Here is a 14,228-nt window from a genome sequence, read left to right on the forward strand (position 1 = left end):
GTATGAGCGTCACCGCAGCCCAGGGATTCACCGCCCACGGCGTCGCCGCCGGGCTCAAGTCGACCGGCGCGCCCGACGTCGCCGTGGTCGTCAACCAGGGCCCGTCCAAGGCCGCCGCCGCCGTGTTCACCAGCAACCGGTGCAAGGCCAATCCGGTGCTGTGGAGCCAGGAGGCCATCAAGGCCGGCTCCGCTGTCGCCGTGGCGATCAACTCCGGCGGCGCCAACTGCTACACGGGCGCCGAGGGCTTCACGACGACCCACCGCACCGCCGAGGCCGTCGCCGAGAAGCTCGGCGTGGGCGCGATCGACGTCCAGGTGGCGTCGACGGGCCTCATCGGCCTGCTCAACGACCGCGAGGCGCTGCTCGCCGGCGTGACGGCGGCGGTCGAGGGCCAGAGCGCCGACGGCGGGCACACCGCGGCCACCGCGATCATGACGACCGACACCGTCGCCAAGGAGGCGGTCGCGCGGGGCGACGGCTTCACCGTGGGCGGCATGGCCAAGGGCGCCGGGATGCTGGCGCCGGCCCTGGCCACGATGCTGGTCGTCATCACCACCGACGCCGACCTCGACGCCGCGACGCTCGACTCAGCGTTGCGCTCGGCGACGTCCCAGACCTTCGACCGGCTCGACTCCGACGGGTGCCAGTCGACCAACGACACCGTGCTGCTGATGGCGTCCGGCGCCTCCGGCACCCGTCCCGACGCCGACGCGTTCACGGCCGCGGTCACCGAGGTGTGCCGCGACCTCGCGATGCAGCTGCTGGCCGACGCCGAGGGCGCCGACCACGAGATCGCGATCGAGGTGGTCGGCGCCGCCTCGGTCGACGACGCCCTCGAGGTCGGACGCTCGGTGGCCCGCAGCAACCTGTTCAAGTGCGCGATCTTCGGCAAGGACCCCAACTGGGGACGCATCCTGGCCTCGGTCGGCACGACGCAGGCGGTCTTCGACCCGGCCGACCTCGACGTCGCGCTCAACGGCGTCTGGGTGTGTCGGGCCAGCGGCCCGGGCGAGTCGCCCGACGCGATCGACCTCGAGGCGCGCGCGGTCTCGGTGACGATCGACCTCAAGTCCGGCGACCAGTCGGGCACCATCTGGACCAACGACCTCACGCAGGCCTACGTCCACGAGAACTCGGCGTACTCATCATGACTGAATGGAATCCGGCGGACTGGAAGAAGGCGACCGACAAGGCCGCCACGCTCGCTCACGCCCTGCCGTGGCTGAAGAAGTACCACGACAAGGTGATCGTCGTGAAGTACGGCGGCAACGCCATGACCGACGAGGCGCTCAAGAGGGCCTTCGCCGAGGACATCGTGTTCCTGCGGCTCGCGGGCTTCAAGCCCGTGGTGGTGCACGGTGGCGGCCCGCAGATCAACCACATGCTCGACCGCCTCGGCATCGAGTCGGAGTTCCGCGGCGGTCTGCGCGTCACCACCCCCGAGACGATGGACGTCGTCCGCATGGTGCTGACCGGTCAGGTCGGACGTGAGCTGGTGGGCCTGCTCAACCAGCACGGCGACCTCGCGGTCGGCCTGTCGGGCGAGGACGGCGGGTTGTTCACCGCGCGCCGCACGAAGCCGGTCATCGACGGCGTCGAGACCGACATCGGCCTGGTCGGCGAGGTCGTGGGCGTGCGTCCCGAGGCGGTGCAGGACCTCATCGAGGCCGGTCGCATCCCGGTCGTGTCGACCGTGGCGCCCGATGCGTCGGGGCAGGTGCACAACGTCAACGCCGACACCGCCGCCGCGGCGCTCGCGGTGGCGCTGGGTGCCGAGAAGCTGCTGGTGCTCACCGATGTCGAGGGGCTCTACGCCGACTGGCCCAACAGCTCGGACGTCATCGGCGAGATCAGCCCCGAGTCCCTCGCCGAGATCGTCCCGACGCTGTCGTCCGGCATGATCCCCAAGATGACGGCGTGCCTCAAGGCCGTGCAGGAGGGCGTCAAGCGCGCCACCGTCATCGACGGTCGCGAGCCGCACGCCGTGCTGCTCGAGATCTTCACCGATGAGGGGGTCGGCACCCAGGTCGTGCCGGGTGCCCCCACCCGCATCCGCACGGCCATGTACGCCACCAGCGTCGACAAGGAGGGCCCGGCATGACGACCGCCGAGTGGACCGAGCGCTACCAGGGCGCCGTGATGAACACCTTCGGCCCGCCGCAGACCGTGCTGGTGCGCGGCGAGGGCGTCCACGTCTGGGACGCCGACGGCAACCAGTACCTCGACCTGCTCGCGGGCATCGCGGTCAACGCCCTCGGGCACGCGCACCCGGCGATCGTCGAGGCCGTCACGTCGCAGCTGACGACCCTCGGGCACACCTCCAACTTCTTCGCGACCGAGCCGCAGGTGCGCCTCGCCGAGAAGCTCGTCCAGCTCGTCGGGCACGACGCCCGGGTGTTCTTCACCAACTCCGGCACCGAGGCCAACGAGGCCGCGTTCAAGGTCACGCGCCGCACCGGACGCACGCGTGTGGTCGTCGCCGAGGGATCCTTCCACGGACGCACGATGGGCGCGCTCGCGCTGACATCTAAGGAGGCGTACCGCGCGCCGTTCGAGCCGCTGCCGGGCGACGTCACGTGGGTCCCGTACGGCGACGCCGCCGCGCTCGAGGCCGCGGTCGACGACACCGTCGCGGCCGTGCTGGTCGAGCCCATCCAGGGCGAGGCCGGCGTCGTGGTGCCGCCCGACGACTACCTGCGCGTCGCCCGCGCCGTGACCACGCGTCACGGCGCCCTGCTGTGGCTCGACGAGGTGCAGACGGGCATGGGCCGCACCGGTGCCTGGTTCGCCTACGAGCAGTCCGGTGTCGTGCCCGACCTGCTCACGCTGGCCAAGGGGCTCGGCGGGGGACTGCCGATCGGTGCCTGCGTGGCGATCGGGGACGCCGGCACGCTGCTGCAGCCGGGCAACCACGGCACGACCTTCGGCGGCAACGCCGTCTCGACCGCCGCCGCGCTCGCCGTCATCGCCACGATCGAGGGGGAGGGTCTGCTCGACCACGTCACGACGATCGGTGACCAGCTGCGTCGCGGCCTCGCCGACCACCCGCTGGTCGCCGAGGTGACGGGCCGCGGGCTGATGGTGGGCGTCGTGCTGCACCAGCCGCTGGCCGCCGAGGTGCAGAAGGCCGCGATGGCCGCCGGCCTGATCCTCAACAACGCCACCCCCGACCGGCTGCGGATCGTCCCGCCGCTGGTGCTGAGCGAGTCCGAGGCGGCGCACGCCGTCACGACCCTGCGGGCCGTGCTCGACGAGGTGTCGGCATGACCGAGATCAGGCACCTGCTGCGCGACGACGACCTGAGCCCCGCCGAGCAGGCGGAGGTGCTGGCCCTGGCCGCCGAGATCAAGGCCGACCCCTACGCTCGCACGCCGCTCGCGGGCCCGCAGACCGTCGCGGTCATCTTCGACAAGGCCTCCACCCGCACGCGGGTCTCGTTCGGCGTCGGCATCGCCGACCTCGGAGGCAGTCCGTTGATCCTCGAGACGGCGGGCACCCAGGGCGGACGCGGCGAGTCGCCGGCCGACACCGCCAAGGTGCTGGGTCGCATGACCAGCGCGATCGTGTGGCGGACGTACTCGCAGGCGGGCCTCGAGGAGATGGCCGCGCACGCCGGCGTCCCGGTCGTCAACGCCCTCAGTGACGAGTTCCACCCGTGCCAGATCCTGGCCGACTGGCAGACCGTCATCGAGCACAAGGGTCGCCTGGCGGGCCTCACGGTCGCCTACCTCGGCGACGGCGCCAACAACATCGGTCACTCGTACCTGCTCGGTGGGGCGACGGCCGGACTGCACGTCCGCATCGGCTCACCGGTCGGATACCAGCCCGATGCCCGTATCGTCGCCGACGCCGAGGCGATCGCCGCCACCACCGGCGGGTCCGTGCTCGTGACGGACGACCCGGTCGCCGCCATCGCCGATGCCGACGTCGTCATCACCGACACCTGGGTCTCGATGGGCCAGGAGGCCGAGAAGGAGGCGCGCCTGGCGCTGTTCGGCGACTACGCGATCACGGCCGAGTCGTTGGCCCGCGCGGCCGACGACGCGATCGTCCTGCACTGCCTGCCTGCGTACCGTGGGCTCGAGATCACCTCCGAGGTGCTCGACGGGCCGCAGAGCGTCGTGTGGGACGAGGCCGAGAACCGCCTGCACGCCCAGAAGGCCCTCCTGGTGTGGTTGCTCGAGAAGTCGCGGAGCGGCTCGTCGTGAGCACCCCCGACACCAAGACCGCGCGCCAGCAGCTCATCGTCGACCTGTTGACGCGTCATGCCGTGCGCTCGCAGGGCGACCTCGTCGAGCTGCTCGAGCAGCAGGGTGTCAACGCCACCCCGTCGACGGTCTCGCGCGACCTGGTCGAGCTCGACGCGGTGCGCGTCCGCCACGAGGGCAGCGGGCTGGTCTACGCCGTGCCGTCCGAGGGTGGCGACCGCACGCCCCGTCCGGCGTCCAGCAGCTCTGCGGCACAGTCGCGGCTGGCCCGCCTGGTCCGCGAGGTGCTGGTGACCGCCGAGGCGTCGGCCAACCTCGTCATCCTGCGCACCCCTCCGGGGGCCGCCCAGTACCTGGCCTCGGCCATCGACCACTCGTCGCCCGACGACGTCATCGGCACGATCGCCGGCGACGACACCGTCCTGATGATCTGTCGCGACCCCGCGGGCGGCGCAGCCGTCGCGCGCCGCTTCACGGACCTCGCCGGTCCGGCACCCAAGGAGAACGCGTGACCACCTCTTCCGAGCCCTCCAACGCCCTCTGGGGCGGACGCTTCGCCTCCGGCCCGTCGCCCGAGCTGGTCGAGCTGTCGCGCTCGACCCACTTCGACTGGCGCCTGGCCCCCTACGACCTCGCAGGCTCGCGCGCGCACGCGTTCGTGCTGCAGGCCGCGGGCCTGCTCAGCCGCGACGACCTCACCCGACTGGTCGCCGGCATCGACGAGCTGGAGGCCGACGTCGCCTCGGGCGCCTTCGTGGCCCGTCCCGACGACGAGGACGTCCACACGGCCCTCGAACGCGGCCTGCTCGAGCGGCTGGGCGCCGACCTCGGCGGACGTCTGCGCGCCGGACGGTCGCGCAACGACCAGATCGCGACCCTGTTCAAGATGTACCTGCGCGACCACGGGCGGCGCATCTCGGCGCTCGTCACGTCGCTGGTCGAGGCCGTCGCCGGCCAGGCCGAGCAGCACCTCGGTGTCGCGATGCCGGGTCGTACCCACCTGCAGCACGCGCAGCCGGTGCTGCTGTCGCACCACCTCCTGGCGCACGCCTGGCCGCTCGTGCGCGACCTCGATCGGCTGGCCGACTGGGACGCACGGGTCGCGGCCGACTCGCCGTACGGGTCCGGAGCCCTGGCCGGCTCGTCGTTGGGCCTCGACCCCGAGAAGGTCGCCGCCGACCTGGGCTTCAGCGGCTCGACGCCCAACTCGATCGACGGCACCGCCGCACGCGACTTCGTGGCCGAGTTCGCGTTCGTGACGGCGCAGATCGGCGTCGACCTCTCCCGGCTGGCCGAGGAGATCATCATCTGGAACACCAAGGAGTTCGACTTCGTCACGCTGCACGACGGCTACTCGACGGGGTCGAGCATCATGCCGCAGAAGAAGAACCCCGACATCGCCGAGCTCGCCCGGGGCAAGTCGGGTCGCCTGATCGGCAACCTGACGGGGCTGCTGGCGACCCTCAAGGGCCTGCCGCTGGCGTACAACCGCGACCTGCAGGAGGACAAGGAGCCGGTGTTCGACTCGATCGACACGCTCGAGGTGCTGCTGCCGGCCTTCACGGGCATGGTCGCGACGCTGACGTTCCACACCGAGCGGATGCAGGCCTTGGCGCCGCAGGGCTTCGCGCTGGCCACCGACATCGCCGAGTGGCTCGTGCGGCAAGGCGTGCCGTTCCGCGTCGCCCACGAGCTGTCGGGCGCGTGTGTGCAGGCCTGCGAGCAGCGCGGCATCGAGCTGTGGGACCTGACCGACGACGACTTCGCGGCCATCTCGCCGGCCTTGACCCCGGACGTCCGCGAGGTGCTGACGGTCGAGGGATCGCTCGCGTCGCGCGACTCCCGCGGCGGCACGGCCCAGGTGCGGGTCGCCGAGCAGCTGGTCGAGCTGCGGGACCGCCTGTCACGGTCGCTCCCGGTCGCTGGCTAGGCTCGGAGCATGCGTTCTCGTCTCCTCGCCGCCGCGGCGACCACCGTCCTGATCACCACGCTGGCCGCCTGCGGCGGCTCCGACGGCGGAAGCTCCGACGGAGACTCCGCCTCGAAGCCCGCCGCCTCGTCGGACGCGCCCGCGGCGTCCGACAGCCCTAGTCCCAGCGCCGCCGCCGACGGCACGTGCACGTACACCGAGACCGACGAGCCGGGCAAGAAGGCCACGCTCCCGCCGGCCACGCCGATCAGCCTCGACGCGATCACGATCAAGACCAACCGCGGCGTCATCAAGGCGTCCCTCACGCCTGACGCGGCACCGTGCACCGTCAGCAGCTTCGCGTCCCTGGCCCAGCAGGGCTACTTCGACGGCACCAAGTGCCACCGTCTCGTGCCCGGCTTCGTGCTGCAGTGCGGCGACCCCTCGGCCACCGGCCAGGGCGGCCCCGGCTACTCGTTCGCCGACGAGCTGAGCGGCAAGGAGACCTACCCGGCCGGCACCCTCGCGATGGCCAACGCCGGCCCCGACACCAACGGCTCGCAGTTCTTCATCGTCCTGGCCGATGCCGATCTGCCGCCGAGCTACACGGTGTTCGGCAAGGTCGACGCGGCCGGCCTGAAGGTCGCCCAGCAGATCGAGGCCGACGGCGTGGGCGCCGACGGCACCGCGCCGGCCAAGGACGTCATCCTCGAGTCGGTCAGCTGACGAACGTGCACGACGCGAGTCCGGACGGCGTCGTCGTCCGGGCTCGCGGTCTGCTCGGACGCACCCTGCACGGCCACGGAGCCGCCGTGCGCATCACCGAGGTCGAGGCCTACGGCGGCATCGAGGACCCGGCCTCGCACGCCTTCACGCGCACCCCGCGCAGCGAGATCATGTACGGCCCGCCGTGGCGCCTGTACGTCTACCGGTCCTACGGCATGCACTGGTGCGCCAACGTCGTGACCGGGCCGTCGGAGATCGCGGCGGCCGTGCTGGTGCGTGCCGGTGAGGTGGTCGACGGGCTCGAGACCGCCAGGGCCCGGCGCGGGGGCGTCGCGGACGTCGCGCTGGCCCGTGGGCCGGGCAATCTGGCGCGCGCCCTGGGGCTGTCGGTCGACGACCTCGGCACCGACCTGCTGACCGGCGACGGAGTCCGGCTGGGGCCTGCTCCGGAGGTGTCCCCGCCGATCAGCGAGGGACCACGCGTCGGCGTATCGAAGGCGGCCGACGTGCCGTGGCGCTTCTGGATCGCCGGTGACCCGACGGTCTCGGCCTATCGCCGCAGCCCCCGGGCCGCTACCGCTCCGGGTCAGGACGTGGAGCGGTAGCGACGCTCGGGGCGCCCGGCATTGCCGTAGTTGAGGCGCACGGTCGCGGTGCCCTGGTCGACGAAGTGCTCGAGGTAGCGTCGCGCGCTCACGCGCGACAGGCCGACCAGCTCGCCGCAGTCGGCCGCCGACAGCTCGTCGCCCCGCGCCAGCGCCTCGGCGACGAGCTGAGCCGACTCGGCGCTGAGCCCCTTCGGCAGCGTGGCGGCGGGCGCCGGCGGGGTGCCGAAGGCCCGGTCGATCGCGGCCTGGTCGGGCGACCCGGCCGCCAGGGTCTCGTGCAGCTCGCGCACCCGCTGCAGGCGCGCGGCGAAGTCGGCGTACTCGAAGGGCTTGACGAGGTACTGCAGGGCGCCGCCGTGCAGCGCCGTGCGCACGGCCTCGGCGTCGCGCTCGGCCGTCACCATCACGACGCCGACGGCGTCGCCGACGGCCCGCAGCTGCTGCAGCACGTCGAGCCCGCTCATGTCGGGCAGGTGGACGTCGAGCAGCAGCAGGTCGGGGGAGAGGTCGGCGTGCAGCCGCAGCGCCTCGGCGCCGGTGCGTGCGGTGCCGGCGACGGCGAAGCCGGGGGTGCGCTCGACGAACCGCGCGTGGATGCTGGCGACCATGAAGTCGTCGTCGACGACGAGGACCTGGATCATGCGGCCTCCTTGGGCAGGTGGACGACGAAGACGGCACCCGCGTCGTGGGCAACCGTCACGCTACCGCCCCGCTGCGTGCAGATCAGCCGCACGAGCGGCAGGCCGATGCCGCGTCCTCCCGGCTGCTCGGGCTTGGTCGAGAAGCCGCGCGTGAACACGACGTCGCGCAGGGGCTCGGGCACGCCGGGCCCGTTGTCGCGCACGACCAGCACGACCTCGTCGGCGTCGTCGGACAGGGCGACCGTCACCGCGGGGTCGGTCACCCCCTTGCACGCGTCGACGGCGTTGTCGACGAGGTTGCCGATGATCGTCGTCAGGTCGGCGGACGTGTGCGGCGTGAGCGCCGCCAGGGTCGAGTCGGCGGTGAGCGTCAGCGTGACGCCGGCCTCGGCGGCGACGCTCGACTTGGCGATCAGCAGGGCGGCGACCGCCGCGTCGGACACCCGCCGCGTGACGGCGTCCGTGATCTCCGCGCGACGACGGGTCAGCACACCGACCAGCGAGGTCACCTCGTCGTACTCGCCGAGCTGGACCAGACCGGAGATGGTGTGCAGCTGGTTGGCGAACTCGTGCGTCTGGGCGCGCAGCGTGTCGGTGATCGACAGGTTGGAGCTGAGCTGGCCCTGCATCGCCACGAGGTCGGTGCGGTCGCGCATCGTGGTGACGGCGCCGATGCCCTGACCGCGGCTGGAGGCCGACCGCTGGTTGAACACGACGACGCGCTCGCCGACGAGCAGGACGGCGTCCTGGCTGTCCGAGCCGGCGGTCAGCAGGTCGACGACCGCCCGGTCGAGGCCCAGCGTGTCGAGCCGGCGCCCGACCACGTCGGTGCCGAGGCCCAGCAGCGACCGGGCGCTGTCGTTGATCATCGTGACGCGGTCGTCGGTGCCGACGGCCACGACACCCTCGCGGATGCTGTGCAGCAGGGCCTCGCGGTGGTCGGCCAGGGTCGCGAACTCGTGCGGCTCGAGGCCGCGGGTGCGCCGGCGGACGAGCCGCGCCAGCAGCCACGACCCCGCGATGCCGAGGCCGGCGCCGGCGCCCAGGTAGAGCACCAGCTCGTCGGCGGCGTTGGTCAGGCGGGCCCAGAACGACGGGAACCGCTCTTCCGCGACGGCCAGGCCGACGAGCTCGCCGGAGTCGTCGATGATCGGGGCGTGGGCGGCCACGAAGCGACGTCCGCGGGCGTCGACGGTGCCGACCCAGGCGCGCCCCTCACGGACGCGCGAGTCGCCGAGCTCGACCTGTTCGCCGATCAGCCGCGGGTCGGACGACGACAGCGCGCGTCCGGTCTCGTCGGCGATCGTGATCTCGGTGGCGCCGGACAGCCCCACGGCCCGGTCGATCGCCGGTGCCAGCGATCTCGCCGGCGCGGGCCCGTCGATCTGGGCGCGGACGACCGAGAGATTGGCCAGGTACTCCGACACCGAGCGCATCTGGGCACCGCGCTCGGACGCGAACGAGTCGTTGGACTGTCGCACCGAGATCAGTCCGACGATCGTCAGCACGACGGCCACCACCACGAGCTGGAGGATCAGGAACTGACCCGCCAGCGTCAAGCGCCTGCGCCGCGACCACAACGTCCACAACCTCCTTTGGTTCCGCAATGGTGACCCACACCACAGTGGTGGGTCATGATCGGGGTCGATCACAGGAGGTCCCATGACGCCGACCAGGCGATCACACCGGTTGACAGCGACAGTAGTGCTCGTCGTCACCGCCCTGCTTCTCCCGCTGTCCGCGTGCGGCGTCACGCGTGGGGGAGAGGGCGAGGCCAACCGCAGGCTCAGCATGTACATCCCCAACAGCCCCGGCGGAGGCTACGACCTCACCGGACGTGCCGCCGCGCGCGTGCTCGAGGACGCCGACCTGTCGGGACGCTTCGAGGTCACCAACGTGATCGGCGCCGGCGGCACCGTGGCGATGCAGCGGCTGCTCAACGAGAAGGGCGTCGACGACCTGGTCATGTCGATGGGGCTGGGCGTCGTCGGGGCCACCTACACCAACGACTCGCGCGCCCGCGTCTCGCAGGCGACGCCGATCGCCCGCCTCATCGAGGACCAGGAGGCGCTGATCGTCCCCAAGGACTCGCCCTTCAAGACCGTCCAGGACCTCGTCGACGCCTGGAAGGCCGATCCCAAGAGCGTCACGATCGGCGGCGGCTCGTCGCCCGGCGGGCCCGACCACCTGTTCCCGATGCAGCTGGCCAAGACCGTGGGCATCGACCCCAAGCAGGTCAAGTACATCGTGTACGACGGCGGCGGACCGCTGACCAGTGCGCTGCTCGGCAAGAAGATCGACGTCGGCACGTCCGGTCCCAGCGAGTTCGAGGGCCAGCTCAAGGACGGCTCGCTGCGCGTCCTCGCCGTATCGGGCGAGGAGCGTCTTGACACCGTCGACGCGCCGACGCTCACGGAGTCGGGCATCGACATGACCTTCGTCAACTGGCGCGGCATCCTCGCGCCGCCCGGCATCTCCGACGAGTCGCGCGAGCGCCTCGTGAAGATGTTCACCGAGATGCACCAGACCAAGGGCTGGAAGGACGCCGTCAAGCGCAACGGCTGGATCGACTCGTTCGCCACCGGCGAGGAGTTCACGACGTTCCTGCTCGAGCAGGACAAGCGGGTCGAGACGACCCTGAAGGAGCTGGGGCTGGCATGAGCACCGCTGAGACCACACCCACCGAGACCACACCCACCGAGAGCAGCCCCACCGGGACCCGGACGGGCACGACGACCGTCGACAAGGCGCAGTACGGCCTCGCCGCCTTCCTGGCGGTCGTCGGCGCCTACGTCGTCTACGACGCCACCACGCTGAGCGACGGATTCGCCGACCAGCCCGTACAGCCCTACGCGTTCCCCTACGTCGTCGGCGGGGTTCTGCTCGTGCTCGCCGCACTGCTCGCGATCGCGACGGCCCGCGGGGACATGCCGGCCGCCGAGGAGGGCGAGGACGTCGACCTGACGCAGCCGAGCGACTGGGTCACGGTCGCCAAGCTGGTCGTGGTCTTCCTGGCCAACATCCTGCTGATCGACTGGCTCGGCTGGGCGATCACCGGGGCCATCTTGTTCGTGGGCACGGCCTACGTGCTGGGCAGCCGCACCCTGATCCGCGACGTCGCGGTGGGCGTGGCCCTGTCGGTCGGCACCTGGTACGGCTTCTACTCCGGCCTGGGTCTCGCGATCCCGGCCGGCATCCTGGACGGGGTGCTGTGATGGACTCCCTCAACCTGCTGCTCGACGGCTTCGCCCAAGCGCTGACGATCCAGAACCTCTTCTACGCCGTGCTCGGCGTGTTCCTCGGCACCGCCGTGGGCGTCCTGCCCGGCATCGGGCCGGCCATGACGCTCGCGCTGCTGCTGCCGATCACCTACAGCGTCGGCCCCGACAGCGCGCTGATCATGTTCGCCGGCATCTACTACGGCGGCATGTACGGCGGCTCGACGACGTCGATCCTGCTCAACACCCCCGGCGAGTCGTCGTCGGTCGTCACCGCGATCGAGGGCAACAAGATGGCCAAGAAGGGCCGCGCCGCCCAGGCCCTCGCGACCGCCGCGATCGGATCGTTCGTCGCCGGCACGATCGGCACGCTGCTGCTGGTGCTGTTCGCGCCGTCGGTGGCCGGTCAGGTCGTCAAGCTCGGCAACCCGTCGAACTTCGCGCTGATCCTGCTGGCCCTGTTCGCCGTCACCGCCGTGCTCGGCACCTCCCGGCTCCGCGGCTTCATCGCCCTGTTCCTCGGCCTGGCCATCGGCCTGGTCGGCGGTCAGACGGGCCAGGCGCGCCTGACGTTCGGCAACCCGCTGCTCGCGGACGGCATCGACATCGTCGTGGTGGCGGTGGCCATCTTCGCGATCGGCGAGGCCCTGTGGGTCGCGGCGCACCTACGTCGTCGTCCGCTCGACATCATCCCGGTCGGTCAGCCCTGGATGAGCCGCGAGGACTGGGGACGCTCGTGGAAGCCGTGGCTGCGCGGCACCGCGTTCGGCTTCCCGTTCGGCGCCCTGCCCGCCGGCGGCGCCGAGATCCCGACCTTCCTGTCGTACGTGACCGAGCGCAAGCTGTCGAAGCACCCCGAGGAGTTCGGCAAGGGCGCCATCGAGGGCGTCGCCGGACCGGAGGCGGCCAACAACGCCTCGGCCGCCGGCACGCTGGTGCCACTGCTCGCGATCGGCCTGCCGACCACGGCCACGGCGGCGATCATGCTGCTGGCCATCCAGAGCTACGGCATCGAGACCGGGCCACAGCTGTTCGACACCGAGCCCGACCTGGTCTGGGCGCTGCTCGCGAGCCTGTTCATCGGCAACACGCTGCTGCTGCTGCTCAACCTGCCGCTCGCGCCGCTGTGGGCCAAGCTGCTGCAGATCCCGCGGCCGTACCTGTACGCGGGCATCCTGTTCTTCGCCTCGCTCGGCGCCTACAGCGTCAGCTTCCAGCCCTTCGACCTGGCGATCCTGCTGGTCATCGGCCTGCTGGGGCTCGCGATGCGACGCTTCGGGCTGCCGGTGCTGCCGCTCATCATCGGCGTCATCCTCGGCCCCAAGCTCGAGGAGCAGCTGACGACGTCGCTGCAGATCTCGTCGGGCGACGTCAGCACGCTCTGGAGCGAGCCCGTGGCCGTCATCGTGTACGCCTTCATCGCGCTGGCCCTGACGGCCATCGTCGTCTCGGGCCTGCGCAAGCCCAAGCCCGAGGCCCCGCTCAACGAGAAGGAAGAGGTATCGGCATGACCGAGCGCCAGCGAGGGAATCAAGGAGGACTCGTGCCGATTCCTCCCTACCGTGGTCTTCTGAGGGAGGTATCGGCATGACCGAGCGCCAGCGAGGGAATCAAGGAGGACTCGTGCCGATTCCTCCCTACCGTGGTCTTCTGAGGGAGGTATCGGCATGACGGTCGTCGTGATGTACAGCCCGGACGAGTTCGGGCGGGTGGCGCTGTCGTACGGCGCCACCGAGGCGGCCCGTCGCGAGGAGCGGCTGGTCGTGGTGAACCCCACGAAGGGCGACTCCTACGTCGACACCAAGTTCGCCGGCGACGACGAGCTCGCCACGCTGCGGGCGATGCTCGAGCGGCTCGACGTCGAGTCGGAGATCCTGCACGACGTGGTGCCCGACATCGCGGGTGCGGTGCTGCACGCGGCGTCGTCCACGGGGGCCTCGCTGATCGTGGTCGGCATCCGTCCGCGGACGCCGGTCGGCAAGCTGCTGCTCGGCAGCGTCGCCCAGCGGCTGATCCTCGACGCGGAGTGCCCCGTGCTGTCGGTCAAGCCCGACGGGTCCGAGGACCTGCTGACCTAGGGTGTGGGGGTGACCGAGAGCCGACGCCAGATCGAGATCGTCCCCGATCGCGACCGGCCCTCGGCCTCCACCCTGCGCATCGACGGCACCGAGCAGTCGTACGTCGACCTCGACGACCCCACCCGGCTCGAGTTCGACTACGTGCAGCGCATGGCCGATGCGATCGACGGCCACGGGGTCGCGGGGGAGCCGCTGCGCTGCGTGCACGTCGGCGGGGCCGGCATGACGCTGCCGCGCTACGTCGCGGCGACCCGCCCGAGGTCGGCGCAGATCGTGCTCGAGCCCGACGAGGAGGTCACGGCGCTGGTGCGCGACCAGCTGCCGCTGCCGCGCCACAGCGGCATCAAGGTACGACCCGTCGACGGTCGGTCGGGGATCGCGGCGATGCGCGACGACTTCGCCGACGTCGTGGTGCTCGACGCCTTCGACGGCGACCGGGTGCCGGCCGACCTCACGACGTCCGAGTTCTTCGTCGACCTGGCCCGCGCGACGGTGCCCGCCGGCCTGGTGCTGCTCAACCTGGCCGACCACGCACCGTTCCCGTACCTGCGGCGTGCCGTGCGCGGCGTGTGCGACTCGTTCGCGCACGTCATGCTGAGCGCCGAGCCGGCGACGCTCAAGGGGCGCCGGTTCGGCAACGTCCTGGTGATGGCCTCCCAGCACGAGCTGCCGTGGCAGGCGTTGGCGCGCCGGGCAGCCAGCTCGCCGTTCCCGTACCGCGTGCTGCCCTATCGCGAGGTCGTCGAGCGGTTCGCGGCCAAGCGTCCGTTCACCGACGCCGACGCCGAGCAGTCACCGGCCCGTCCCGGTGGCCACCTTCACTTCGGCTGACGCCTG

General features: G+C 71.6%; 15 protein-coding genes. 13 read left to right on the top strand and 2 right to left on the bottom strand.

The window, feature by feature from the left end; all coding sequences use genetic code 11:
• Positions 1-2: 2 nt before the first annotated feature.
• From argJ to DX116_RS12835, 8 genes are read left to right on the top strand one after another with little or no spacing between them, the layout of a single operon-like run.
• A complete protein-coding gene (argJ, locus tag DX116_RS12800) occupies positions 3-1,154 on the top strand; it encodes a bifunctional glutamate N-acetyltransferase/amino-acid acetyltransferase ArgJ (RefSeq protein ID WP_119704650.1) in 1,152 nt (383 codons plus the stop codon).
• A complete protein-coding gene (argB, locus tag DX116_RS12805; protein WP_119704651.1) occupies positions 1,151-2,104 on the top strand; it encodes an acetylglutamate kinase in 954 nt (317 codons plus the stop codon). Before argJ ends, argB begins: the two co-directional genes overlap by 4 nt.
• Positions 2,101-3,270 (top strand): acetylornithine transaminase, encoded by a 1,170-nt coding sequence (locus DX116_RS12810; protein ID WP_119704652.1) that lies wholly within the window; start codon positions 2,101-2,103, stop codon positions 3,268-3,270. The genes argB and DX116_RS12810 overlap by 4 nt, the downstream gene beginning before the upstream one ends.
• On the top strand, positions 3,267-4,211 hold the full coding sequence (gene argF / locus DX116_RS12815; RefSeq protein WP_119704653.1) for an ornithine carbamoyltransferase: 945 nt from the start codon (positions 3,267-3,269) through the stop codon (positions 4,209-4,211). Before DX116_RS12810 ends, argF begins: the two co-directional genes overlap by 4 nt.
• Positions 4,208-4,723 (top strand): arginine repressor, encoded by a 516-nt coding sequence (locus DX116_RS12820; RefSeq protein WP_119704654.1) that lies wholly within the window; start codon positions 4,208-4,210, stop codon positions 4,721-4,723. The genes argF and DX116_RS12820 overlap by 4 nt, the downstream gene beginning before the upstream one ends.
• Complete coding sequence (argH, locus tag DX116_RS12825; protein ID WP_119704655.1) at positions 4,720-6,141, top strand: argininosuccinate lyase; 1,422 nt, start codon at positions 4,720-4,722, stop codon at positions 6,139-6,141. The genes DX116_RS12820 and argH overlap by 4 nt, the downstream gene beginning before the upstream one ends.
• 9 nt (positions 6,142-6,150) lie before the next feature.
• Positions 6,151-6,846, top strand: coding sequence for a peptidylprolyl isomerase (locus tag DX116_RS12830; RefSeq protein ID WP_119704656.1), 696 nt, complete (start codon positions 6,151-6,153; stop codon positions 6,844-6,846).
• Positions 6,847-6,851: 5 nt separating this feature from the next.
• Positions 6,852-7,451, top strand: coding sequence for a DNA-3-methyladenine glycosylase (locus DX116_RS12835; RefSeq protein ID WP_233556741.1), 600 nt, complete (start codon positions 6,852-6,854; stop codon positions 7,449-7,451).
• Here DX116_RS12835 and DX116_RS12840 read toward each other — a convergent pair.
• Both DX116_RS12840 and DX116_RS12845 read right to left on the bottom strand, forming a co-directional pair.
• On the bottom strand, positions 7,433-8,095 hold the full coding sequence (locus DX116_RS12840; protein WP_119704657.1) for a response regulator: 663 nt from the start codon (positions 8,093-8,095) through the stop codon (positions 7,433-7,435). The two genes, DX116_RS12835 and DX116_RS12840, sit on opposite strands and share 19 nt — an antisense overlap.
• Positions 8,092-9,654 carry a sensor histidine kinase gene (locus DX116_RS12845; RefSeq protein ID WP_199716071.1) on the bottom strand — a complete coding sequence of 521 codons (1,563 nt, stop codon included), beginning with the start codon at positions 9,652-9,654 and terminating at the stop codon, positions 8,092-8,094. The genes DX116_RS12840 and DX116_RS12845 overlap by 4 nt, the downstream gene beginning before the upstream one ends.
• A gap of 130 nt (positions 9,655-9,784) precedes the next feature.
• On the opposite strand from DX116_RS12845, the gene DX116_RS12850 reads away from it, so the two are divergent.
• The 5 genes from DX116_RS12850 (at position 9,785) to DX116_RS12870 (ending at position 14,222) form a co-directional block, all read left to right on the top strand.
• Positions 9,785-10,756: a Bug family tripartite tricarboxylate transporter substrate binding protein gene (locus tag DX116_RS12850; RefSeq protein ID WP_233556743.1), complete on the top strand. Its 972-nt coding sequence runs from the start codon at positions 9,785-9,787 to the stop codon at positions 10,754-10,756.
• A complete protein-coding gene (locus tag DX116_RS12855) occupies positions 10,753-11,310 on the top strand; it encodes a tripartite tricarboxylate transporter TctB family protein (RefSeq protein ID WP_119704660.1) in 558 nt (185 codons plus the stop codon). Before DX116_RS12850 ends, DX116_RS12855 begins: the two co-directional genes overlap by 4 nt.
• On the top strand, positions 11,310-12,824 hold the full coding sequence (locus DX116_RS12860) for a tripartite tricarboxylate transporter permease (protein WP_119704661.1): 1,515 nt from the start codon (positions 11,310-11,312) through the stop codon (positions 12,822-12,824). Before DX116_RS12855 ends, DX116_RS12860 begins: the two co-directional genes overlap by 1 nt.
• 156 nt (positions 12,825-12,980) lie before the next feature.
• The gene (locus DX116_RS12865; RefSeq protein ID WP_119704662.1) at positions 12,981-13,391 is read left to right on the top strand and encodes a universal stress protein; all 411 of its coding nucleotides are present in this window, start codon (positions 12,981-12,983) and stop codon (positions 13,389-13,391) included.
• A 9-nt stretch (positions 13,392-13,400) separates the two neighbouring features.
• Complete coding sequence (locus DX116_RS12870) at positions 13,401-14,222, top strand: spermidine synthase (RefSeq protein ID WP_233556745.1); 822 nt, start codon at positions 13,401-13,403, stop codon at positions 14,220-14,222.
• Positions 14,223-14,228 lie beyond the last annotated feature (6 nt).

The sequence above is a fragment of the Aeromicrobium endophyticum genome, from assembly GCF_003586285.1.
Classification (GTDB): Bacteria; Actinomycetota; Actinomycetes; order Propionibacteriales; family Nocardioidaceae; genus Aeromicrobium; species Aeromicrobium endophyticum.

Bases quoted from the DNA above. Each gene is read 5' to 3' on its own strand.
- argJ (WP_119704650.1), top strand. From the start codon at position 3: ATGAGCGTCACCGCAGCCCAGGGATTCACCGCCCACGGCGTCGCCGCC.
- argB (WP_119704651.1), top strand. From the start codon at position 1,151: ATGACTGAATGGAATCCGGCGGACTGGAAGAAGGCGACCGACAAGGCC.
- DX116_RS12810 (WP_119704652.1), top strand. From the start codon at position 2,101: ATGACGACCGCCGAGTGGACCGAGCGCTACCAGGGCGCCGTGATGAAC.
- argF (WP_119704653.1), top strand. From the start codon at position 3,267: ATGACCGAGATCAGGCACCTGCTGCGCGACGACGACCTGAGCCCCGCC.
- DX116_RS12830 (WP_119704656.1), top strand. From the start codon at position 6,151: ATGCGTTCTCGTCTCCTCGCCGCCGCGGCGACCACCGTCCTGATCACC.
- DX116_RS12840 (WP_119704657.1), bottom strand. From the start codon at position 8,095: ATGATCCAGGTCCTCGTCGTCGACGACGACTTCATGGTCGCCAGCATC.
- DX116_RS12855 (WP_119704660.1), top strand. From the start codon at position 10,753: ATGAGCACCGCTGAGACCACACCCACCGAGACCACACCCACCGAGAGC.
- DX116_RS12860 (WP_119704661.1), top strand. From the start codon at position 11,310: ATGGACTCCCTCAACCTGCTGCTCGACGGCTTCGCCCAAGCGCTGACG.
- DX116_RS12865 (WP_119704662.1), top strand. From the start codon at position 12,981: ATGACGGTCGTCGTGATGTACAGCCCGGACGAGTTCGGGCGGGTGGCG.